Raw genomic sequence first — 21,970 nt, 5'->3', positions numbered from 1 at the left:
CAGGCATAAAAAAACCGTGTCCGGATCGCTCCGTTACACGGTTCTCCTACAAGCAGCGTTTTGCTTACTTGTTGACTGCGTCAGTCAGGCCCTTGGCCACAACCAGTTTGATCACTTTCTTGGCTGGGATTTCGATGGCAGCGCCAGTCGAAGGGTTACGGCCAGTGCGAGCTGGACGCTCGGTTACTTTCAGCTTGCCGATGCCTGGCAGGGTGATTTCGCCGCCATTTTCCAGTTGATCAGCGACGATTTGGCCCAATTGGTCGAGAGCGTTGCGCGCGGTGGTTTTTGGCGCGTCGATAGCTTCTGCGATATCGGCGATCAATTGGTCTTTAGTCAGAGCCATGGTGGTGTTCCTTCCCTATCAAATTCAGATGGTTTGCAGAGTGTGTACAGACGCGAAATGTAGATACCGAAATCGGCCTTTGGTTCGGCCGAACGCCCACAAACTGCATGCTTGGCGCGCTTCAGTGCGCAAGACCGGGCAAAACTAGCACAGAGCCACGCAAATATCCGCCCCTACCTAGCCATTTGGTCAGCTTTATCGCGGTTAAAAGCCAAAAAAGTCAGATTAATAGATGCGGAGCCTTGTTTATGGCCTCCCCAGCACGTTTTTGCCCAGTCTGCGGTACACTTGCCGACTTTCGCACGGGCCACGCAGGCACCCGTTCAGTTCCACCTCAGCAGCCGAGAAATCCATGCCGATCCGTCATGCCATTGTTCACCTGATCGACAAGAAACCCGACGGTACGCCCGCAGTCCTCCATGCTCGCGACTCCGAACTCGCGGAGTCCCAGGCCATCGAGAACATGCTGGCCGACCTCAATGAGAGCTATAACGCCAAACAAGGTAAGGCCTGGGGGTTTTTCCATGCCGAGTCCGGCGCGCACCCGTTCAGCGGCTGGTTGAAGGAGTACGTTGATGAGGGCAAGGATTTCACGGCGTTCAGCCGCACCGCTGTCGAGCACCTGCAAAAGCTGATGGAAGAATCCAACCTTTCAGTGGGCGGCCATGTGTTGTTCGCCCATTATCAGCAGGGCATGACCGAATACCTCGCCATCGCGTTGCTGCACCACAGCGAAGGCGTGGCGGTCAACGAAGCACTGGATGTCACGCCCTCGCGGCATCTGGACCTCGGCCAACTGCACCTCGCCGCGCGGATCAACATCTCCGAGTGGCAAAACAACAAGGCCTCCAAGCAGTACATCTCGTTCATCAAGGGCAAGAACGGGAAAAAGGTCTCCGAATACTTCCGCGACTTCATCGGCTGCCAGGAAGGCGTGGACGGCCCCGGCGAAACCCGCACCTTGCTCAAGGCGTTCAGTGACTTTGTCGAGAGTGAAGACCTGCCAGAAGAGTCGACCCGCGAGAAGACCAAGGCACTGGTGGACTACGCCAGTAGCCAGAGCAAAATGGGCGAGCCGATCGCGCTGGAGGAACTCTCCGGGCTGATCGACGAAGACCGTCCGCGCGCGTTCTATGAACACATCCGCAACAAGGATTACGGCCTGTCGCCGGAAATCCCGGCAGATAAGCGCACCCTCAACCAGTTCCGCCGCTTCACCGGCCGTGCCGAAGGCCTGTCGATCAGCTTCGAAGCGCACCTGCTGGGCGACAAGATCGAGTACGACGAAGAGAAAGGCACGCTGATCATCAAGGGTTTGCCGACTCAACTGACCGATCAACTGAAGAGGCGCTGATCGTCATGCTCGGGCGTACCCTCAAGAAATTCGCGCTGATCATGTTGGTGGTCGTGGTTTACCAGAACTGGGGCAAGATCGAACATTTCGTCAATCCCTCACTGGCGGTGTCCTCGCAGGTTCAGTCGCAGGCCAAAGTCGTGCTGTACGCCACCGACTGGTGTGGCTACTGCAAACAGACGCGCCGCTTCCTCGACAGCAAGGGTATCCCTTACACCGAGTACGACATCGAGAAGTCCAAAGAGGGACGCCAGGCGTATGAAGCCCTGGGTGGGCGCGGCATCCCTCTGATCGATGTGAACGGCACGCTGATCAGAGGGTTTTCGCCGGATGAGATTCTTGCAGCGTTGAAATAAAGCCAACTGGGGAGGCACTGATCTCCCCAGAATGGTGGTCTTCCCGTTCAACAGAGCTGTTACTGCGTCGCTGCAGTCAGATCAGAGGGCAGTACGTTGCAGCCTGCCCTCTCTGCCTCGGCCTCCGTCGCATCGGGTCGGAAGGGTTCCAGATTGAACTCGTCCTTTCCACGGGCAATGACGAAGTGGCACACCAATTGTCGACGCATGCCCACTCCGCCGTTCTGTTTCCACTGATAGTCGTTCTTATACTTGCGGACTAACTCCGCATACACCGCATCCGATCCTGCAGAACCGCTTTGTTTACGGCCTAAGTCAGTCAATACCACTGACAACGACCACTCATTTTGCCCCGTGCCAGGGTCAAAGCGCGGAACCCAAGTGGCGGATTTGACGTATCGATCAATCGGCTTGCCCGACTCTGCCACTGCCTGATCGTCAGCGTTGCATTTGAAAGTGGCATCATCGGATAACCGGCTTGGCAAGGTCATCGCGATAACAGGCACCCACACACCGGTCTTTTCGTAATAACGCTGTTGATCGAACTGAGCATCATCCCGTCCGCCTGTGGGCTCCGGCAGATAAAAGAATGCCTGGATAGGTAACTCACCCGCAGGCGTTGTGCTTTTCCAAGTATCGAGCCGTAATTCATTCTGCTTTCTGAACGCTTCGGGTGTTCGCCGCTGTGCGCTTAAACTGGCATTGAAGTTATCCACCGCATAGCTGTTGAGATTGTCCCTGACATCAAATCCGCACTCCCGGCGGTTATCACCGTTGACGAATGCCTTGTAATGATCGGCCCACTCCTGCCCCGTGGTAATTCTGTTCGGTTGCTGGGAATAACAAGGAGCGCCTTGCCCGCTGGGTTTCGAACCCGTCCATGCCCCACACCCCTTGTCCTCACGCGCGTCAGTGCCGCCATCCATCGGGAATGCGCACAGCACGTTGTAGGTACTTTTGCCGGGTGGGACGTTCTGAACAGGAAACAGGATGTAGCCGTTATTCTCGTAGCGCACAAGCCTGGAAAACTTCGCATCTTTACGCAAGTATGAGAATGAAGTACCGCCGCTTTTTACCGAGTTGGGGCTGGGGTCCCAGGAGCTGTAATCATCGGAAGGCACAGTCGCCCTGAATATAACGCCATTGCAGAGAAACGCCGGGGAGGTGTTTTTTCCACAATTGTCCCGCGTGTCGTTGTATTGAGCGGTCAGTGCTTTGGCAGTATCCGCACAACTTGCTGCCAAGACATAAGGTGCCTGCATGGCCAATGCCACGAGCGACACGGCCCATAACTGAGGTTTTTTCATTTTCAACACTCCTTTCCATGGAGCCTGTTCCCTTTTTCTCAGCCACGGCGACGCCAACCTCTCGACAAAGAAGGCAACGGAACACATCAGGCGATTGCGTTAAAACGGTGAATCAAGATAGTAGCGCCAAGCACATTGCTGGCAACTGGCAGAAATGACAGTTATTGAAGGATGCCGAGATCGATTGGCGATTACCGTCAGCTTGCTAATCGAGAATGGCATTATCCGAGAGGCGAAAAAAACGCTGCAAGGGTCGCAGCGTTTTCTTCTCTCGAACCGAAGTCAGACTTCAATCTTTGCTGATACGGAATCCGAAACGCGGGAAGTGAACATGAACGACGCCCGCACGTTCATCTTCACGGCGAACGATGATTTCTTCGCGCCCACTGAACAGCAGCTCACCATGAACCGGGTTTACCCCGTAATCGACTGCCGACACACTGACCTGCTGGCCCGGCTCGAATCCGTTCGGGTCGTTGAACGCCTCGTCAGGCAGCGGAACAGGTTCGGCGTTGCGCGCAATCTCGATGGCCTCTGCTGAGCTGAGCTCACTCGCCGCCCCATGCCCGAACCCAATAACGCGCTGATACCAAGCCAGCACCGCAGGATAATCATCTACCAACGGAGCCGTGACCGGGGTCTGCTTCAAAAACCACAGGGTGTGAGCCACCGAGAAGTCGGCAATCGAAGGCACGCCGAGCAGGAAATCGCCGCTACGCTCCAGCTGCGTTTCGAGACGCCCCATCAACGTCGGCCACTGGTGTTGCGCCAACTCCAACGGGACACGTGTCGCACTGCCGCCATCGAAGAACGTTGCGCGGTCCGCCACGAACGCTTTCACCCCCTCGGGGGGTAGCTTCGCGAAACGCACGGCCAGTGACGCAGGCTGAAACACGAGGCTGACCGAATGCAGAAACAGCACCGAATCCGCCCAGTTCGCCAGACTCGCCGACGTAAACTCCTGCCCTTCCGGGTAAAAGCTCGGCGAGGACTTCTCAGCCTCAAGACGCCGGGCAATCAATGCCGTGTCGCAATAAATGTCGGCTCCGACCTGCAACACCGGCGTCTTGCGATAGCCGCCGGTGAGGGCTGTGAGGTCCGGTTTCGGCAGGATCGGCGGGATGATCACCGAGCGCCACGACAGCCCCTTGAAGCCCAGCATTAACCGGGCTTTCTCGGAAAACAGGGACGTTGGGTAATGGTGCAGGATCAACTCACTCATGTTTCGACCTCTGGAACGAAGGCATTGAATCCGGGCGTGACGACCTCATGTCGCACCCCCGGCCACGGTATTCAGACAGTGGCTTAAGTTGAGCGTTACCAGTGATGATCACAAGTGACGAACAGGCCAAGTTCGGAGACGTTACTTAGAGCGGGCTGATTTCGAATACGTGGGAGATCGTCTGGCCCTTGGCATCCCAGACATACCGAACATGCTTGCCTTGCACCGGGAGCGAGACCGCCGGCGGACGAAGCGCCGCCACACACTCATGCCCGTCAAGGCGCACGCTTTTGTAGAGCAGTCCCCACGCCCCTTCTCCCCGCAATGCGCTTGCGAAGGCTTGTGGTACCCCATAACGGGTAGGGTCAGGGTCATGCAGTTCAGGGAAGTCCTCACGTACGTCATGCACCGGCTTAACGACCTGATTCACGTAGGTGCGCAAGGTCAGCTCGATGTCGGGCTCGTTCGTCGCCGCGAGAAAGCGCTCCTGATGAAAGCGTGTTTCTGCAATAGCGGCAGCCTGACTATTCGCTGCGTAATAGATACCGTACATCCCGTCCGTGAATCGGCTCGCCTTGCCGATGTGCGTAAACGCAGCCATGACGGGGGTAGAGCCGGGGCCGGAAACGCGGTCCTCGACGGCGACTCTGCGCAATACACCGCATTGATCCAGCAGACGATCGTTGGTCATCGATTCCAGCGCATACGCCATCTCAAGGTCGACCGGGTTGAGCACATCCTCAAACAGCGTGATCGGAGGAAAGGCACTGTTGATCATCCTGAATGCGGCATCCCAGGCCGGGATCACGGTCTGTGCATGCTTCATCAGCCCCGGACTCCGTCCAGATACCGACGCACGTCCGCGATGTCCACCACCCGACCGGCCAACATGTATTGCAATGCGGATTGGCCGTTGAAAGGTGCCGCCGTGTTGGGTTTTGCGACCCATTCGTAAGCGCGCTCCAACTGATTACTGAAGATGATGCTGAGCGCTTTGTGGATGCCCATCAAATAGGAAATTCGCTCCAGCGTATCGCGCGGCAAACGGATGTCGGGGGTCCGTTTGTATTTGTAAAAGGTCGTGTTGCTCACAGCGCCCAGCAGTGTTCGCTGGTCCTCGACCGAGCATCCCCAATGCGCCATGAGGTTGAAAAAAAAGGTCAGGGCTACGCGCCCTGCTTCCGGGGTATCGACACCAACGCCATCGTTGCGGGTGATCGCCAAGGCTGTCATGAATGCCGCTCCTGCTCATCGAATCTGACAATCAGGCTAGTACACATACGAACAAAATAAAACAGGCAATTCACATGCGAATTACTGACGTCCCGGTGCACACGTCCTTACTCACTTCCGCGCGTCGGCCTACACAGCAGCACGTCGTTACTCGGAACGCGTCAGGACAAAACTGGCCACGAGCGCTTCCTTTGCCCGCTTGCGTAGTTTCTTGATCAGTCGCTCCTGACGCAGCGCCTCACCCTTGTCGCGGCACGCTTCGATATACACGAGAGCCACGGCAGGGCTGGAAAAGAAAAATCGCGCGCCCTTTCCACTCTGGTGTTTGGTGAAGCGCCTGTGGGGGTCGTCGCTGATGCCGCAATACAGCGAGCCGTTGGCGGCCCGCACCAAATACACGAACCAAGGCTTAGGCATGCTTCCTACAAAGGGTTCGACGGGCACAGCGGTGTCTCGGCTGGAAAGTCTGCGCAGAATACACAGGCGGCATCCTACGGTCGACAGACGTAAAGGTCACCGGTGAACCAAGTTACTCCTACTCTCTCAATCAATGACTCACGCCTTGACGCGGGACATAGACGGACAGACCGACCTGTATGCACTGCTTACCGTGAAGCTTCAAACCAAGGATGGAGCTTTACCAAATGAACAAACATCTGCTTATGGTCGCAATCACCGCTGGCTGCGCATCGACCTCAGGCGCAGTACTTGCGGGAATTGGCGAAGATACGGCGAGAGCGCTCACTCGTCAGTACCACGACACGCGCGAAGCGTGTGCAGGCAATTCGCCGGCCTTCAAATGCTCGGGAATACTGCTACGCACCACCAAGCCCTCTCTCGCTTATCACACATGGGATCACAGCCCAAACTCGAGAGAGAAAGGCGGCGTGTCGTTTTCCTACATGCGTGCAGACGCGCCTATCCAACGCCTCGCCGGAAGTGGCAAGAGCGGTTATATCCTCATGCCTGACAGCTTGAAGAAACCTGAAGCCCTGGCATACGAAGTGTTGTGCGCGTACCCGACAGATGGTGATTCGTGGTACCGAGATCGAGGTGGTTGCGGAGACAACTCTCGGACTTCGGACACCGAGATGTTTTGCCAGGAAATAGGTGTTCGCACCGCCGGAGAATGGTTCGAAAAATACACGTTCACGCCGGGTCATAGTGGTGAGCGCTATTACAGTCAATGCGCGTTCGATATGAGCGAATCGCGCGGAGCGGAAGCGACGAAGGAGTTTTACGGCACGTTGCGCTTGATGAAGCTATTACGGGGCGACCCGTTCCCGTGGAACGAGGTGATGGTTAAAGCCTGGGACGAAAATCATGCGCATCGCCTGCCCATCCAAGCGTTTTTCTACGTGAAAAATAAGCATGGTTCAGGGGATTATGCTCGCCATGATCAACAGGATTTTTATGCTCAAACCGGACGCTTCATTCCGATAATTGAAATTGACCTGCACAACAGGAAGGGCCCGACATTCATCTACAAACCTTCAGTCCAGAGTATGAAAGAGCCCGGATAACCGAACGGTGGCTACGCGCTAGAGCCCTTGGCGAAAGCTGCGTAGCCCCTTCTTCGCCTGGGCGCGAATGGCGTTTTGAACGAACGGTGTCCAGCCCAGCAACGCACCCTTCGCACCCAACGCCTGCCGCGACCAACGCCACAGGTCGAAGTTGTCGTGGTGTTCGCAAATCTTGCCTTCGCGAAACACGAAGCGCGCCTGAATATCGTTGACCACGGTGCGGCCGGTCTGGCTGAACAGGTAGGTCGCCACCCAATGTGCGCCGCCGGAGCGTTCGTCGGCACGCACATTGTCGAAGCGGATGGAGAATTCCTTGGCCCGCGACGTCAACATGCGCCACATGTCACCGGCCTCGCTTCCCCGTAACTCACCGAACACCGGGTCGCTGAACAACACGTCGTCGGTGTAACAGGCGGCCATGGCCTCGGCGTCGAGCCGATTGAACGCCTCGTAGAAACGGCGGATCAGGGCGCTGTTGTGTTCGCCAGGCTGTTCGGTGGTGTGGAGATCGCTCATACGCAGTGTCGTCCATGGAAAAAGATGCCTGCACGATAAGCGGCAGCGGAGCGTTTTGCCACGGACATTCGCCGGGCAAATACCTCGACTCAAACTTTCTCGCTGGTCACGTCGACGTACAGCGCACGCCCGGCGCCCATACCCGCCAGAATCGCACCCACGCCAATGATGCCGAAGATCCAGCCGACCGCGCTCCAGTTGCCCGTCCAGTCATGCACCACGCCAACCGCGAACGGACCCAGCGAGGCCAACGTGTAGCCCACGCCCTGAGCCATGCTCGACAGGTTGGCGGCGACATGAGAATCGCGGGAGCGCAACACGATCAAGGTCAGCGCCAGGCTGAACGTACCGCCCTGCCCCAACCCCAGCACCACGGCCCAGAGCCACAGCTGATTGAGGGGCGCGTACAGACAACCATACAGACCACCCAGTGTCAGCAGCATGACCAGCAGGATCGCCAGTCGTTGATCCTTACCCCGTGTAGCCAGCCAGGGTGCAGTGAGCGAGCTGACCAGTTGCACCATGATCGACCCCGACAGCAGCAGACCCGCTTCTGTAGGGGTCAGGCCACGGCCAATGAGGATCGACGGCAACCAGCCGAAAACGATATAGGCCAGCGACGATTGCAGCCCCATATATAAGGTGACTTGCCGCGCCAGACGATCACGGAACAGCCCACGCACCCGATAGGCCACCTGATGCTGCCCCTGGCGTTGACGGGTTTGTGGCCACCAGAAGATCGCGGCAATCACCGCGGGGACGATCCAGAACCCAAGGCCGAGTGTCCAGTCGCTGCTGCTTTCGTTTCCAAACACTTGGCTCAACGGCACCGTCGAACCCGCCGCCACCGCCGCCCCAAGGCACAGAGCCATGGTGTATACGCCGGTCATGGTGCCGGCCTGCTTGGCGAAATCGCGTTTGACGATACCCGGAAGCAGCACGCCGATGATACCAATGCTCGCGCCCGCCATGATGCTGCCCGCGAACAAGCCGACTTCACCGAACGAACTGCGCAACAGGATGCCGCACGTCAGGGTCATCAGAATCCCCAGCACCACGCGCTCGCTGCCGAAACGCCGCGCCAGGATCGGCGCCAATGGCGCGAACAAACCGAGACACAGCACCGGCAGCGTCGTCAGCAAACCCGCCTTGGCCGCTGACAGACCCAGACCCTTCGACACCTCACTGAGCACCGGCGCCATGCTCGACAGCGCCGGCCGCAGGTTCAACGCCACCAGCACCAATCCCAATAGCAGAAACCACGGGCGTTTCAGGACAGGCCGGTGCTGCTGGACTTCATCGTCATCAGCCTCCGCGTCAATCAGCAGCTCGTCGATTTCATGATGTTTTCGGGAAGGGGATAGCGTGTCGCTCGCCGTAGGCGCCTTGGTCGTCATGGGATTCTCGTGGGGGCAGGATGTGTAACAGCGCATTGCGCAAAGACGTAATCCTGTTGGAGATCGGCAGAGAACACAAGTTTTACGAAGATTGAGTACAACCTCGCCAGCGCAGGTTTCTGTAGGAGCCGGCTTGCTGGCGAATGCGGTGGATCGGCCACGACCAAGGCGCTGACACAAAGGGTTCGCCAGCAAGCTGGCTCCTACAGGTGGGGGCTTAAACGAGAAACCCGGGCACAGGGCCCGGGTTTCTGGTTAACGCAGCTATTAACTCAGTGCAGGATCTGACTGAGGAACAGCTTGGTACGGTCGCTTTGCGGGTTGTCGAAGAAGTCGTTCGGGGCAGCTTGTTCGACGATTTCACCTTTGTCCATGAAGATCACGCGGTTGGCCACGGTGCGGGCGAAGCCCATTTCGTGGGTCACGCAGAGCATGGTCATGCCTTCTTCCGCCAGGCCGACCATGGTGTCCAATACCTCTTTCACCATTTCCGGGTCGAGGGCCGAGGTCGGCTCATCGAACAGCATGATTTTTGGCTTCATGCACAGGGCACGGGCGATGGCCACACGCTGCTGCTGACCGCCGGAGAGTTGGCCCGGGTACTTGTGCGCCTGCTCTGGAATGCGCACGCGCTCCAGATAGTGCATGGCGATTTCTTCGGCCTTTTTCTTCGGCATCTTGCGGACCCACATCGGTGCCAACGTGCAGTTCTGCAGGATGGTCAGGTGCGGGAACAGGTTGAAGTGCTGGAACACCATGCCGACTTCGCGGCGGATGGTTTCGATCTGCTTCAGGTCTGAAGTCAGCTCGGTGCCATCGACAACGATGCGACCTTGCTGGTGTTCTTCCAGACGGTTCAGGCAGCGAATGGTGGTCGATTTACCCGAGCCCGACGGGCCGCACAGCACGATACGCTCGCCCTGACGCACGTTCAGGTTGATGTCTTTCAGCACGTGGAACTGGCCGTACCACTTGTGTACGCCTTCCATCCGGATCATGCCTTCGGCGCCCAGGGGCTTTTTGATAGCTTCACTCATCTCATAACTCCTAACGCTTGTGGCCTGTGTCCAACTTGCGCTCCAAATGCATGGAGTAGCGGGACATACCGAAACAGAAGATCCAGAACACCAGGGCCGCGAACACGTAGCCCTCGGTCGCCATGCCGAGCCAGTTCGGGTCGGCTGCCGCTTGCTTGACGCTGTTGAGCAGGTCGAACAGGCCGATGATGATCACCAGACTGGTGTCCTTGAACAGCGCGATCACGGTGTTCACCAGACCCGGAATCACCAGCTTCAGGGCTTGCGGCAGAATCACCAGGCCCATCCGACGCCAGTAGCCCAGGCCCATGGCCGCAGCGGCTTCATACTGGCCTTTCGGAATGGCCTGCATGCCACCACGCACCACCTCGGCGACATAAGCCGACTGGAACATGATCACGCCGATCAGGGCGCGCAGCAGTTTGTCGAAGTTCATGCCTTCTGGCAGGAACAGCGGCAGCATCACCGACGACATGAACAGCACGGTGATCAACGGCACGCCGCGCCAGAACTCGATGAACGTCACGCAGAGCACGCGAATCGCCGGCAGGTCGGAGCGACGCCCCAGTGCGAGGATCACGCCCAACGGCAACGCACCGGCGATACCGACCGTGGCGATGACCAGTGTCAGCATCAGGCCGCCCCACTGGCTGGTGGCGACTTCGGTCATGCCGAACACGCCGCCATGCAGCAGGAAGAACGCCACGATCGGGTAGATGACCAGGAAGCTCAGGCCGTAAACAGCTTTGCGTGGCATGGCTTTGATGAACAGCGGCGCCGCGCCGATGATCGCCAGCCAGACGGTCAGATCGACCCTCCAGCGCAACTCCTGCGGGTAGTAGCCGTACATGAACTGGCCGAAGCGCTGTTCGATGAAGACCCAGCATGCACCGGCCTTGGTGCAGTCGGCGCGCGTGGTGCCGACCCAGTTGGCGTCGAAGATCGACCAGCTCAGGAGCGGAGGAATGACCAGCCAGATCAGGTAGATCGCGAACAGGGTCAACAGCGTGTTGATCCAGTTCGAGAACAGGTTCTGGCGCATCCATGCCACCGGGCCGAAGACTTTGCTCGGCGGCGGCATGTCGGGTTTGAAAATATGGGATGTCATGCGCGTTTCCTCACCGCTCGATCAGCGCAATGCGCTTGTTGTACCAGTTCATCAGCAGAGAAATGCTGATACTGATCGCCAGGTACACGCTCATGGTGATGGCAATGACTTCGATGGCCTGACCGGTCTGGTTCAACACGGTACCGGCGAACAGCGAAACCATCTCCGGATAACCGATACCGGCCGCCAGCGAGGAGTTTTTCGCAAGGTTGAGGTATTGGCTGGTCAACGGCGGAATGATCACCCGCAGGGCTTGCGGGATGATGACCTTGCGCAGCGTCGGCCCCGGGCGCAGGCCCAAAGAACGTGCGGCTTCGGTCTGGCCGTGGCTGACGGATTTGATGCCCGAACGCACGATTTCCGCGATGAACGCGGCGGTGTAGACGGTCAGGGCAAGGGTCAGCGCGAGCAGTTCAGGGATCAATACCCAGCCGCCGACGAAGTTGAAACCTTTGAGTGCAGGCACTTCCCAATGCACCGGCGCACCGAAGATCGCCGCACACAGTCCCGGTATTACGATGAACAGGGCCAGGCCCGCCCAGAACTTGTGGAAAGGGACGCCCGTCGCTTCGAAGCGTTTGTTCGCCCATTTAGCCATGATCACGATGGCGACGATGGCCACCACGATGCTGATCACGAACGGCCAGGTAGCGTCGTTGGTGATCGCCGCCGGCATGTTCAGCCCCCGGCTGCTGACGAAGAACGAACCCAGGAAGCCGTGAGCGGCACGTGGACCTGGCAAGGTCAGGAACACGGCGAAGTACCAGAACAGGATCTGCAGCAGAGGCGGAATGTTACGGAAGACTTCAACGTAAACCGTCGCCAGCTTGTTGATGATCCAGTTGTTCGAAAGCCGCGCCACGCCGACGATGAAGCCGAGCAGGGTCGCGAGAATCACGCCGATGAAGGTCACCAGCAGGGTGTTGAGCAAACCGATGAGGAACACGCGCGCGTACGAATCCGATTCCGTAAAAGGAATCAGGTGTTGCGCGATGCCGAAACCGGCGCTGTTTTGCAGGAAACCGAAACCTGAGGTAATACCCCGGTGTTGCAGGTTGGTTTGGGTGTTATCGAACAGATACCAACCCATCGCGACTACGGCGATAACCGTGATTATCTGAAATAGCCACGCACGCACTTTGGGATCGCTGAGGGATAGCCTCTGCTTGGGTGCGCTGATCTGATTTTGCATGGGAGTGCCCCAGAGAAAATGCAACGAAGCGCCCGGCTGCGGGATACGCAGCCGGGCACAGGTCAATCAACGTACAGGTGGCGCGTATTGGATGCCGCCATTGGTCCACAGAGCGTTCTGGCCACGGTCGATTTCCAGAGGCGTGGTTTTACCCAGGTTCTTCTCGAAGATTTCACCGTAGTTACCGACTTGGGCAACGATCTTGACGACCCAGTCCTTCGGCAGTTTCAGCTGAGGGCCGTATTCGCCATCAGCACCCAGCAGACGGGCTACGTCCGGGTTCTTGGTGGCTTTGGCTTCGGCTTCGACGTTCTTCGAAGTGATGCCCGCTTCTTCGGTGTTCAGCAGTGCATAGCCAACCCAGCGAACGATGGAGGTCCACTCGTCGTCACCACGGGCCACAACCGGTGCCAGAGGCTCCTTGGAGATGGTTTCAGGCAGAACGACGTAGTCTTTCGGCGAAGCCAGCTTGGAGCGCTGTGCGTACAGCTGGGATTTGTCGGAAGTCAGCACGTCGCAACGGCCGGACTCCAGCGACTTGGCGCTTTCGTCGGAGGTGTCGAAGGTGATCGGGGTGTATTTCAGGTTGTTGGCGCGGAAGTAGTCGGAGACGTTCAGCTCAGTGGTAGTACCGGCCTGAATACAGATGGTCGCACCGTCCAGTTCCTTGGCACTTTTCACGCCCAGCTTGGTGTTGGCCAGGAAGCCAACGCCGTCGTAGTAGGTGACGAAGCCAGGAAATTCCAGACCCATGCTCGCATCGCGGGAGCTGGTCCAGGTGGTGTTACGCGAGAGGATGTCGATCTCGCCCGATTGCAGCGCGGTGAAGCGCTCTTTGGCGTTCAGTTGGCTGAATTTGACCTTGGTCGCATCACCGAAGACAGCAGCGGCAACAGCGCGGCAGAAGTCAGCGTCGATACCCTGGATCTTGCCGCTTTTGTCCGGTACCGAGAAACCTGGCAGACCGTCACTCACGCCGCACTGGATGAAGCCTTTCTTCTGAATGGCGTCCAGTTTGGCGCCCGCTTGAGCGAAACCGGTCAGACCGAGCGCTGCTGCGGCGGCCACTACAGCCAGGGTGGATTTCAACATCTTCATTCAAACCTCCAGTTTGCTCTTTGTTGTGTGGGAGCTTTAGCCCGTCGCACCCTTGTGAGGCATTCATGACCCGTGCTGGCTTGTTTTTGGGTCATGCGACGTTTGAACCGTGATCCGGGAACCGCGCGAAACATTACGCAAACGGTGTCATCGGATTGGCGGGTCAAATGGACTGAAGCCCCATGATGTCCCTGCACCCGAAGGTACGGGGCGAATCGTGCCGGAGATCCTCTCGATGGACTCCATGCTGCCTCGGCGTAACAATAAGCGGCGTGACGCCTAGCCTACTAGTGTTACCGCGCAAGGTGAGCGCCTTCACTCCGGTTGTTTTGTAGCAAAGCGCGTACCACCATGGTGGCAAACTCGTATTAGCGACAGGTCAAGATCAAAACTTGTAACCTTGCGACATCTTCTTTCATTTATGACATCGCCTGCGCACTGCGTTGAAGCAGGCCTGAATTCCGCCCGCACACAAATGGAGCACACATGAGCGAGCCTTTGATCCTTGAGCCCGAAAAAGCGGCCGATGCTTGCGTCATCTGGCTGCACGGCCTCGGTGCAGACCGTTACGACTTCATGCCAGTCGCCGAGGCACTCCAGCAATCATTGCTCTCCACACGCTTCATTCTTCCGCAGGCGCCAACTCGCGCAGTGACGGTGAATGGTGGCTATGAGATGCCCAGTTGGTACGACATCAAGGCCATGAGCCCGGCGCGAGCCATTGATCGTGACCAATTGGAAGGGTCGGCCCAACGCGTGCTGGCACTGATCGAAGGCCAGCGGGACAGCGGCATTGACCCGGCAAGAATCTTTCTGGCGGGTTTTTCACAAGGGGGCGCGGTGGTGCTGCACGCGGCATTCCTGCGCTGGGAAGGCCCACTGGGCGGGGTGCTTGCGCTGTCCACCTATGCGCCGACTTTCAGCGATGACATGACGCTTTCGGCCAGTCAGCAGCGCATTCCGGCGTACTGCCTCCACGGACAACACGATGAGGTGGTGCAGAACGCGATGGGCCGAACCGCATACGAGCATCTGAAAGCCCAAGGCGTCACCGTGACATGGCAGGAATACCCAATGGGCCATGAAGTGTTACCGCAGGAAATCGCCGATATAGGCGTCTGGCTCGGGGATCGGCTGCGTTAAAAAGCGCGTTTTGATCCTTTCCTTTGTCTGGCGAATTTGGTATGGCACTACGCCGCGCCCGATTCTTGCATTACACTGCCCGGCGTACATTCCTTAATCAATCGATGAGATGACCGTGCTCAAAGCACTTAAAAAAATGTTCGGTAAAAGCGAGGCTGGGCAGCTCGCGCCCGCTGCGCCTCTCCCCGCCTCCGTCAGCCCGACTGAAAGCGCTTTTCGGGAAGCCTCTACACCGGTAGCGCAATCCGCGCCATCAAACGCCAGCGACGAGCCCACCCCGCAACGTCCCAAGGCCGAGCGCCCACGCCGTGAACGCGCTCCCAAGCCTGTCGCAGTGCCATGGAAAATCGAAGATTTCGTGGTGGAACCCCAGGAAGGCAAGACCCGCTTTCATGATTTCCCGCTCGCCCCAGAATTGATGCACGCTATTCAGGACCTGGGCTTCCCTTACTGCACGCCGATTCAGGCGGGTGTCCTGGGCTTCACGCTCAAAGGCAAGGACGCCATCGGTCGCGCACAGACTGGCACTGGCAAGACCGCCGCGTTTTTGATTTCGATCATCACGCAGCTGACTCAGACTCCGCCGCCAAAAGAACGCTACATGGGCGAACCCCGTGCGCTGATCATCGCGCCGACCCGTGAGTTGGTGGTGCAAATCGCGAAAGACGCCGCGGCACTGACCAAATACACCGACCTCAACGTCATGACCTTCGTGGGTGGCATGGACTTCGACAAGCAGCTCAAGCAGCTTGAAGCCCGTCACTGCGACATTCTGGTTGCCACCCCTGGCCGTTTGCTGGACTTCAACCAGCGCGGCGAAGTGCACCTGGACATGGTTGAGGTCATGGTGCTCGACGAAGCCGACCGCATGCTGGACATGGGTTTCATCCCGCAAGTCCGCTCGATCATTCGTCAGACGCCGCACAAAGGCGAGCGCCAGACACTGCTGTTCTCTGCGACCTTCACCGACGACGTCATGAACCTGGCGAAGCAGTGGACCACCGACCCGGCCATTGTCGAAATTGAATCCGTGAACGTCGCCAGCGATAACGTGGAGCAGCATATCTACGCGGTTGCTGCGGCCGACAAATACAAGCTGCTGTACAACCTGATCAATGACAACGGCTGGTCACGGGTGATGGTGTTCGCCAACCGCAAGGACGAAGTGCGCCGCATCGAAGAGCGTCTGGTGCGCGACGGCGTTAATGCAGCGCAACTGTCGGGCGACGTCCCGCAGCACAAGCGGATCAAGACGCTGGAAGGTTTCCGCGAGGGCAAGATTCGCGTGCTGGTGGCCACTGATGTTGCCGGTCGCGGCATTCACATCGATGGCATTAGCCACGTGATCAACTTCACCCTGCCGGAAGTGCCGGACGACTACGTGCACCGCATTGGTCGTACAGGCCGTGCGGGCGCCGACGGTGTGTCGATCAGCTTCGCGGGTGAGGATGATTCGTACCAGTTGCCGTCCATCGAAGAGAAACTGGGCCGCAAGATCAGCTGCGAAATGCCGCCGACCGAATTGCTCAGGGCGGTGGTGCGTAAGCCAAGGGTCGAGCCCGCAGCAGAGTGACATAGCTCACGCGGTGCTGACCTGTAGGAGCGAATTCATTCGCGATTCGGTGGTACAGCCGATAGAGATACGTCGGATGTACCAGCCCATCGCGAATGAATTCGCTCCCACAGGATTTTCAGTCAGCCCCGAAAAAGGGGCAATCCCCTATTTCCAGCGATCTGCCGCCTGGTGATCGCTCTCCCGCCCTTCCACCCAGCGCGGGCCTTGCGACGTGTTTTCCTTCTTCCAGAACGGCGCGCGGGTCTTTAGATAATCCATCACGAAATCGCAGGCTTCAAATGCCGCCTGACGATGCGCGCTGGCCACGCCGACGAACACAATCGGTTCGCCCGGCTCCAGCGCCCCGACCCGATGCAGCACTTCGATCTTGAGCAACGGCCAGCGCTGCTGCGCTTCGTCGGTGATCTTGCCCAACGCCTTCTCGGTCATGCCTGGATAGTGCTCCAGAAACATCCCCGACACCTCGCGGCCGTCATTGAAGTCGCGCACGTAGCCGACGAACGTCACGACCGCGCCGACGCCCACATCAGCGTCGTGCATGGCATTGACCTCAGCTCCAGGATCGAACGCACCGGCCTGCACTCGAATGGCCATGTTCAGCCTCCGGTGACGGTCGGGAAGAACGCCACTTCGTCGCCCTGTTCAACCGGCTCATTCAACGAACAGAGTTCCTGATTGCGCGCGCACATGATGCTTTGCTCGCTCAATACGTCCCACACGCCGCCGCGTTGCAGTAAATGCTGACGCACTGCGTCAATGGTGGCGAACTCGCCTTCCAGGGTTTCGCTTTCGGTGCCGAGCGTCTCGCGAAACCGGGCAAAATATTGGACCTGCACATGAATGCTCATTACGCGCCCACCGTCTCATCGGCCACGAAATGCCCGCTCTTGCCGCCGAGCTTTTCCAGCAACCGAACGTGTTCGATGACCATGCCGCGATCCACGGCTTTGCACATGTCGTAGATCGTCAGCGCTGCGACGCTGGCCGCCGTCAGGGCTTCCATTTCTACGCCGGTCTGACCGGATAGTTTGCAGCGGGCAACGATGTGAACGATGTCCGCGCCTTCTGCGTTCAGCTCAACCTTCACGCTGGTGAGCATCAATGGGTGGCAGAGGGGGATCAAGTCGCTGGTTTTTTTAGCGGCCTGAATCCCGGCGATACGCGCCACAGCGAACACATCCCCTTTCGGATGGCCTCCGGCGACGATCATTTGCAGGGTTTCGGGCAGCATGCGCACGCGCGCTTCAGCCACGGCTTCACGGGACGTCACGGCTTTTTCAGTGACGTCGACCATGTTGGCGCGACCTTGGGAATCGAGATGAGTAAGCACGGGATGACTCCTGGACAGGAGCCCGCATTATAGCGGCAAGACGCGAGTTTCGAGCTACAAGCTGCAAGCATTGGCCCTACGCCGGACCAACACCTGCAGCTTGAAACTCAAAGCTCGACACTATTTACAGATGGCTTTCTGCATACTCCGCCAGGATAGAACGAGGCACCCCTTGCAGGGTGATGTGCACGCCATTCGGGAAGTCCTTGAAACGCTCCGTCAGGTAGGTCAGCCCGGAACTCGTGGCCGACAGGTAAGGGGTGTCGATCTGCGCAAGGTTACCCAGGCAGACCACCTTGGAACCGGCACCGGCGCGGGTGATGATGGTTTTCATCTGGTGCGGCGTCAGGTTCTGGCACTCGTCGATCAGAATCAGGCTCTGCTGGAAACTGCGACCCCGTATGTAGTTGAGGGATTTGAACTGTAACGGCACTTTGCTGAGGATGTAATCGACACTGCCATGGGTGTTTTCGTCATCCATGTGCAGCGCTTCCAGGTTGTCGGTGATCGCGCCGAGCCATGGCTCCATTTTTTCCGCCTCAGTGCCGGGCAGGAAGCCGATCTCCTGGTCGAGCCCCTGCACGCTACGCGTGGCAATGATGCGGCGATACCGTTTGCTGACCATGGTCTGCTCGATGGCAGCCGCCAGCGCCAGAATGGTCTTGCCCGACCCCGCCGCGCCAGACAGGTTGACCAGATGGATATCAGGATCGAGCAGCGCGAACAGCGCCAGCCCCTGATAGATATCCCGTGGTTTCAGCCCCCAGGCTTCCTGATGCAGCAAGGGTTCCTGGTGCATGTCCAGCAGCAGCAATTCATCAGGCTTGACGCCTTTGACCCAGCCGACGAAACCCTGCTCGTCGATGATGAACTCGTTGATGTGGACCGCCGGGATCTGCTCAGTCATCTGCACTTTGTGCCAGGTCCGGCCGTGATCCTGACGGGTGTCGACCTTGCTCACGCGATCCCAGAAGGAACCGGTCATGGTGTGATAGCCACGAGACAGCATCGATACGTCGTCGACCAACTGATCGGTGCTGTAGTCCTCAGCCTCGATGCCACAGGCGCGAGCCTTGAGGCGCATGTTGATGTCTTTGGTGACCAGCACGATGCGCACGTCCTTTCTGCGCGCGTGCATGTCGATGAGTTGGTTGATGATGATGTTGTCGTTCAGGTGCTCGGGCAGAAGGCTGTTGGGCTCTTCGCGCTTGCTCATCAGGATGGACAGATAACCCTTTAAAACACCTGTACCGCGATCGATCGGTACGCCTTGTTCGACCTCCTCCGGGGTCGCTTCACCGAGTGTCTTGTCGATCAACCGAATAGCCTGGCGGCATTCTGCGGCGACCGAGTGCTTGCCCGCCTTGAGCTTGTCCAGTTCTTCGAGGACCGTCATGGGGATTGCAACGTGGTGTTCTTCGAAATTCAGCAGAGCGTTTGGATCGTGAATCAATACATTGGTATCGAGCACATAGAGGATTGGCTGGTTAGAGGAAGGGGTGCGTCCGTGGTCATCCATACTCGCTCACCTTTGTAGTAGCCAGATAACGCGACACACAGTGATGCCGCGCTACGAAAAGGCCGCCGAGGCTTCCTCCTTGAGGCAGGAGGAAAATGCGCAAAGTGGAGTCTGGGGGACGCCACCTGTGTTGCAGGGTTCGGCGGTCTGTTGTCGTAATACCGCAAAACCGATGACATAAAAAAGCGTTTTGAATGGAATTTGAAGTTTATTTCACAGCATGACGAATAGCCCTTGGCGGATGCTCCTTACGCGTTTACAGTCGGAAGTCCGGTCGGCGAGAAATCCTCGGAAAAATCCCACCCCCCTCCTCGCAAAATCCCCTACTCCCCTTGTGTTTCGGGCTTCTCAGCCTGTTCGGTAGACTCCTGTGTCTGATTCGCAGGCGGCTCGTCGGCGGGCTCGTCGGTATCCTCATCCTCGGGCTCGTCCTGATCGGATTCGTCCGACAACTGCTGCGGATAGATATGACAGTCCTCCCAGACAATTCCCGTCTGCGCGGTGTTGGCCATCAACCAAGGCACCGCTTGCTGCGCCTTGTCGGTGCTGTCATGGAACACGACATTGCCGCGACGCCAGAGGAGCATCAGGGTCAGCACGCGATTGGCGGTTTGCTCGACGCCGATGCGACCGGTGGCGTCCTGGGAGTCGATGTTCCAGAGCGACACGCGCAACTGCTGGTCGCGGAAGAACTGCCCGCTGTCGGCGCGACGATGACCGTAGGGCGGACGGAACAGCGGCACGAAGTTGTCCGGCAGCATTTGCTGGACCAGCGCGGCGCTGCGCTCAATGGAATCCTGCCAGCCGTTCCAGTGCGCATGGGAGCGATACTCCCAGCCCTGCAGGCCCACGCATTGCTGGCGATAGAGGGTTTGCAGCGCCTGGGGGGAACTGCTGTCAATGCGGTTTTGCAGGTTCTTGCCGAGTACGAAGAACGTGGCGTTGATCTTCTGCTGACGCATGAAATCCGCGAGCCAGTCGGTGGCGCCATCAGCAGCTGTCGGACCGCTCTCGAAATTGAGCAGGAAGGTGCGATCCGGCATCTCGTCGCCACTCAACTCGTCCGAGTTGTAGCGCTCGATCTCGCTGCTGGTCTGAGGAAAAAGCGCGGCCATGCGCAACAGTTCGCTCAGGTAGCGCTGGTTGAACGCATCGGCAGGCGCTGCCCAGCGGGCATAGAAGGAATCGTCGGCGACTTTGTATTCCGCCGCACGCTGACGCAGCATCGGCACGTCATCAACCAACACACAGAACGACGCATCGGCCTCACAGGATTGCTCGGCGGCCTTCCAGTTCTCGAACAGGCGTGTCCACATCCGGTTGCGGATCAGGTTCATCGACGCCAGGTTGAGCTGCCGAAGCCCCAGCCGATCCGCCAGTTGAACGTCGTTGAGGTTTTCACTTTCCAGCAACTGGTGGGCGAAACTCAGGATCTCGGCACGGGACGCCACATCGAACAGCTGTGGTGTTTCCAACACCTCGGGCCAGACACTGCGATCCATCGTCGCGATATCCCCGGTCGCCGCTTGGGCATTCAGGCCCAACAAGCAGGCGCCGATCAATAACAACATGCGCAAAACGACGTGCTCCCAATCCTTGAACGAAGAAGCCGAAACCGGCGAGGCACTATAGCGGATTTGAGTGGCACGGCATTCCGTTTGATACCCCGCTTTCAGGCCTGCAGCGATCCCCTGTGAGAGCGGGTTCATTCGCCATAGGCATTACAGCCGACGCGCCTTTATCGCCTGTGCCCTTTTTCGCGAATGAATTCGCTCCCACAGAAAATCCCTCCCACCGAATGCGGCCTATCACCACCATAGCTGGAGTCCTCCGCCCGCAACCCCTAGAATCGCCCCCACGATTAAAGGAGACGACCGCATGCTGATGGTGATTTCCCCAGCGAAAACCCTCGATTTTGAAACGCCGCCAACGACTGAGCGCTTCACCCAGCCGCAATACCTGGACCACTCTCAGGAATTGATCACCCAGTTGCGCGAACTTAGCCCAACGCAGATCGGCGAGCTGATGCACTTGTCCGACAAACTGTCTGGCCTTAACGCCGCCCGCTTCGGCAGTTGGACCCCGGCGCTCACCCCCAAAAATGCCAAACCCGCGATCCTGGCATTCAAAGGCGACGTCTACACCGGCCTCGACGCCGAAACCTTGAAAGACGCTGATCTTGACTACGCCCAACAGCACCTGCGCATGCTCTCTGGCCTCTATGGCCTGTTGCGCCCGCTGGACCTGATGCAGCCGTATCGCCTGGAAATGGGCACCAAACTGGCCAACAGCCGCGGCAAAGACCTTTATGCGTTCTGGGGCAACCGCATCAGCGAGTGGCTCAACGAAGCACTGGCCGAACAGGGCGACGATGTCCTGCTCAACCTCGCCTCCAACGAATACTTCTCCGCCGTCAAACGCCCGGCCCTCAAAGCCCGCGTCATCGACACCGAATTCCGTGACCAGAAAAACGGCCAATACAAAATCATCAGCTTCTACGCCAAAAAGGCACGCGGCATGATGAGCCGTTTCGTCATCTCCGAGCGCATTGAAAAGCCTGAACAGCTGAAGGAGTTCAATGTGCAGGGGTATCGCTACGCAAAGGAACTGTCGACGGCGGACAAGTTAGTGTTCTTGCGGGATGAAGGGGCGGAGTGAAAATATAAGGGGGCTAGCTGATTAGCCCCCTTCGCCACCTTCAATCGATGTAGCA

The 21,970-nt window shown here is 58.2% G+C and carries 21 protein-coding genes and 2 pseudogenes; 6 read left to right on the top strand and 17 right to left on the bottom strand.

From position 1 onward, the window contains the following. Positions 1–64: 64 nt before the first annotated feature. Entirely contained in the window at positions 65–346 is a 282-nt protein-coding gene (locus ACIQAL_RS24265) for an HU family DNA-binding protein (RefSeq protein WP_003221909.1), read from the bottom strand. 352 nt (positions 347–698) lie between these two features. Between ACIQAL_RS24265 and yejK the strand changes: the two genes are divergently transcribed. Beyond that, positions 699–1,700: a nucleoid-associated protein YejK gene (gene yejK, locus ACIQAL_RS24260; protein WP_166596402.1), complete on the top strand. Its 1,002-nt coding sequence runs from the start codon at positions 699–701 to the stop codon at positions 1,698–1,700. Between the two features lie 5 nt (positions 1,701–1,705). Next, positions 1,706–2,056 carry a glutaredoxin family protein gene (locus tag ACIQAL_RS24255; RefSeq protein ID WP_401150077.1) on the top strand — a complete coding sequence of 117 codons (351 nt, stop codon included), beginning with the start codon at positions 1,706–1,708 and terminating at the stop codon, positions 2,054–2,056. Between the two features lie 59 nt (positions 2,057–2,115). On the opposite strand, the gene ACIQAL_RS24250 is transcribed toward ACIQAL_RS24255, so the two are convergent. From ACIQAL_RS24250 to ACIQAL_RS24230, 5 genes are all read right to left on the bottom strand, one after another. Beyond that, positions 2,116–3,363, bottom strand: a complete 1,248-nt coding sequence (locus tag ACIQAL_RS24250) for a DUF2599 domain-containing protein (protein WP_401150076.1) — start codon at positions 3,361–3,363, stop codon at positions 2,116–2,118. A 289-nt stretch (positions 3,364–3,652) separates the two neighbouring features. Then, positions 3,653–4,585 (bottom strand): glutathione S-transferase family protein, encoded by a 933-nt coding sequence (locus ACIQAL_RS24245; RefSeq protein WP_401150075.1) that lies wholly within the window; start codon positions 4,583–4,585, stop codon positions 3,653–3,655. A gap of 145 nt (positions 4,586–4,730) precedes the next feature. After that, on the bottom strand, positions 4,731–5,411 hold the full coding sequence (locus tag ACIQAL_RS24240) for an RES family NAD+ phosphorylase (protein WP_401150073.1): 681 nt from the start codon (positions 5,409–5,411) through the stop codon (positions 4,731–4,733). Next, positions 5,411–5,818: an MbcA/ParS/Xre antitoxin family protein gene (locus ACIQAL_RS24235; RefSeq protein WP_341962202.1), complete on the bottom strand. Its 408-nt coding sequence runs from the start codon at positions 5,816–5,818 to the stop codon at positions 5,411–5,413. Before ACIQAL_RS24235 ends, ACIQAL_RS24240 begins: the two co-directional genes overlap by 1 nt. A gap of 147 nt (positions 5,819–5,965) precedes the next feature. Then, positions 5,966–6,235, bottom strand: coding sequence for a GIY-YIG nuclease family protein (locus ACIQAL_RS24230; protein ID WP_401150150.1), 270 nt, complete (start codon positions 6,233–6,235; stop codon positions 5,966–5,968). Between the two features lie 227 nt (positions 6,236–6,462). On the opposite strand from ACIQAL_RS24230, the gene ACIQAL_RS24225 reads away from it, so the two are divergent. Continuing rightward, a complete protein-coding gene (locus ACIQAL_RS24225) occupies positions 6,463–7,341 on the top strand; it encodes a hypothetical protein (RefSeq protein ID WP_401150071.1) in 879 nt (292 codons plus the stop codon). 18 nt (positions 7,342–7,359) lie between these two features. On the opposite strand, the gene ACIQAL_RS24220 is transcribed toward ACIQAL_RS24225, so the two are convergent. The 6 genes from ACIQAL_RS24220 to ACIQAL_RS24195 form a co-directional block, all read right to left on the bottom strand. Then, entirely contained in the window at positions 7,360–7,857 is a 498-nt protein-coding gene (locus ACIQAL_RS24220) for a nuclear transport factor 2 family protein (RefSeq protein ID WP_401150070.1), read from the bottom strand. A gap of 89 nt (positions 7,858–7,946) precedes the next feature. After that, on the bottom strand, positions 7,947–9,254 hold the full coding sequence (locus tag ACIQAL_RS24215; RefSeq protein ID WP_401150069.1) for a CynX/NimT family MFS transporter: 1,308 nt from the start codon (positions 9,252–9,254) through the stop codon (positions 7,947–7,949). Between the two features lie 272 nt (positions 9,255–9,526). Continuing rightward, positions 9,527–10,291 (bottom strand): amino acid ABC transporter ATP-binding protein, encoded by a 765-nt coding sequence (locus ACIQAL_RS24210; protein ID WP_296179560.1) that lies wholly within the window; start codon positions 10,289–10,291, stop codon positions 9,527–9,529. A 10-nt stretch (positions 10,292–10,301) separates the two neighbouring features. After that, positions 10,302–11,399, bottom strand: coding sequence for an amino acid ABC transporter permease (locus ACIQAL_RS24205; protein WP_401150067.1), 1,098 nt, complete (start codon positions 11,397–11,399; stop codon positions 10,302–10,304). A 10-nt stretch (positions 11,400–11,409) separates the two neighbouring features. Beyond that, positions 11,410–12,591 carry an amino acid ABC transporter permease gene (locus ACIQAL_RS24200; protein WP_401150066.1) on the bottom strand — a complete coding sequence of 394 codons (1,182 nt, stop codon included), beginning with the start codon at positions 12,589–12,591 and terminating at the stop codon, positions 11,410–11,412. Between the two features lie 66 nt (positions 12,592–12,657). Then, entirely contained in the window at positions 12,658–13,689 is a 1,032-nt protein-coding gene (locus tag ACIQAL_RS24195) for an amino acid ABC transporter substrate-binding protein (RefSeq protein ID WP_401150064.1), read from the bottom strand. 486 nt (positions 13,690–14,175) lie between these two features. Here ACIQAL_RS24195 and ACIQAL_RS24190 point away from each other — a divergent pair, with 486 nt between their 5' ends. Together ACIQAL_RS24190 and rhlB are read left to right on the top strand one after the other, a co-directional pair. Continuing rightward, positions 14,176–14,832, top strand: a complete 657-nt coding sequence (locus tag ACIQAL_RS24190) for an alpha/beta hydrolase (protein ID WP_401150062.1) — start codon at positions 14,176–14,178, stop codon at positions 14,830–14,832. Positions 14,833–15,118: 286 nt separating this feature from the next. After that, positions 15,119–16,405: pseudogene (rhlB, locus tag ACIQAL_RS24185) on the top strand (ATP-dependent RNA helicase RhlB); the annotation flags it as partial. Between the two features lie 147 nt (positions 16,406–16,552). On the opposite strand, the gene moaE reads toward rhlB, so the two are convergent. The 5 genes and pseudogenes from moaE to ACIQAL_RS24160 form a co-directional block, all read right to left on the bottom strand. Next, a complete protein-coding gene (moaE, locus tag ACIQAL_RS24180; RefSeq protein ID WP_401150061.1) occupies positions 16,553–17,002 on the bottom strand; it encodes a molybdopterin synthase catalytic subunit MoaE in 450 nt (149 codons plus the stop codon). A 2-nt stretch (positions 17,003–17,004) separates the two neighbouring features. Continuing rightward, positions 17,005–17,250, bottom strand: coding sequence for a MoaD/ThiS family protein (locus ACIQAL_RS24175; protein ID WP_341964471.1), 246 nt, complete (start codon positions 17,248–17,250; stop codon positions 17,005–17,007). A gap of 5 nt (positions 17,251–17,255) precedes the next feature. Then, a complete protein-coding gene (gene moaC / locus ACIQAL_RS24170; RefSeq protein ID WP_341962187.1) occupies positions 17,256–17,738 on the bottom strand; it encodes a cyclic pyranopterin monophosphate synthase MoaC in 483 nt (160 codons plus the stop codon). Between the two features lie 124 nt (positions 17,739–17,862). Next, a complete protein-coding gene (locus ACIQAL_RS24165) occupies positions 17,863–19,257 on the bottom strand; it encodes a PhoH family protein (RefSeq protein WP_401150060.1) in 1,395 nt (464 codons plus the stop codon). A 413-nt stretch (positions 19,258–19,670) separates the two neighbouring features. Further along, positions 19,671–20,834, bottom strand: a pseudogene (locus ACIQAL_RS24160) (polysaccharide deacetylase family protein); the annotation flags it as partial. Positions 20,835–21,135: 301 nt separating this feature from the next. Between ACIQAL_RS24160 and yaaA the strand changes: the two are divergent. After that, positions 21,136–21,915, top strand: coding sequence for a peroxide stress protein YaaA (gene yaaA, locus ACIQAL_RS24155; RefSeq protein WP_401150059.1), 780 nt, complete (start codon positions 21,136–21,138; stop codon positions 21,913–21,915). The last annotated feature ends 55 nt before the right edge of the window (positions 21,916–21,970 follow it).

Origin of the sequence: Pseudomonas sp. NPDC088368, assembly GCF_044753445.1 — a bacterium.
In the GTDB taxonomy this organism is placed as follows: Bacteria; Pseudomonadota; Gammaproteobacteria; order Pseudomonadales; family Pseudomonadaceae; genus Aquipseudomonas; species Aquipseudomonas bambusae.
This window is presented reverse-complemented; position numbering and strand designations above follow the sequence as displayed.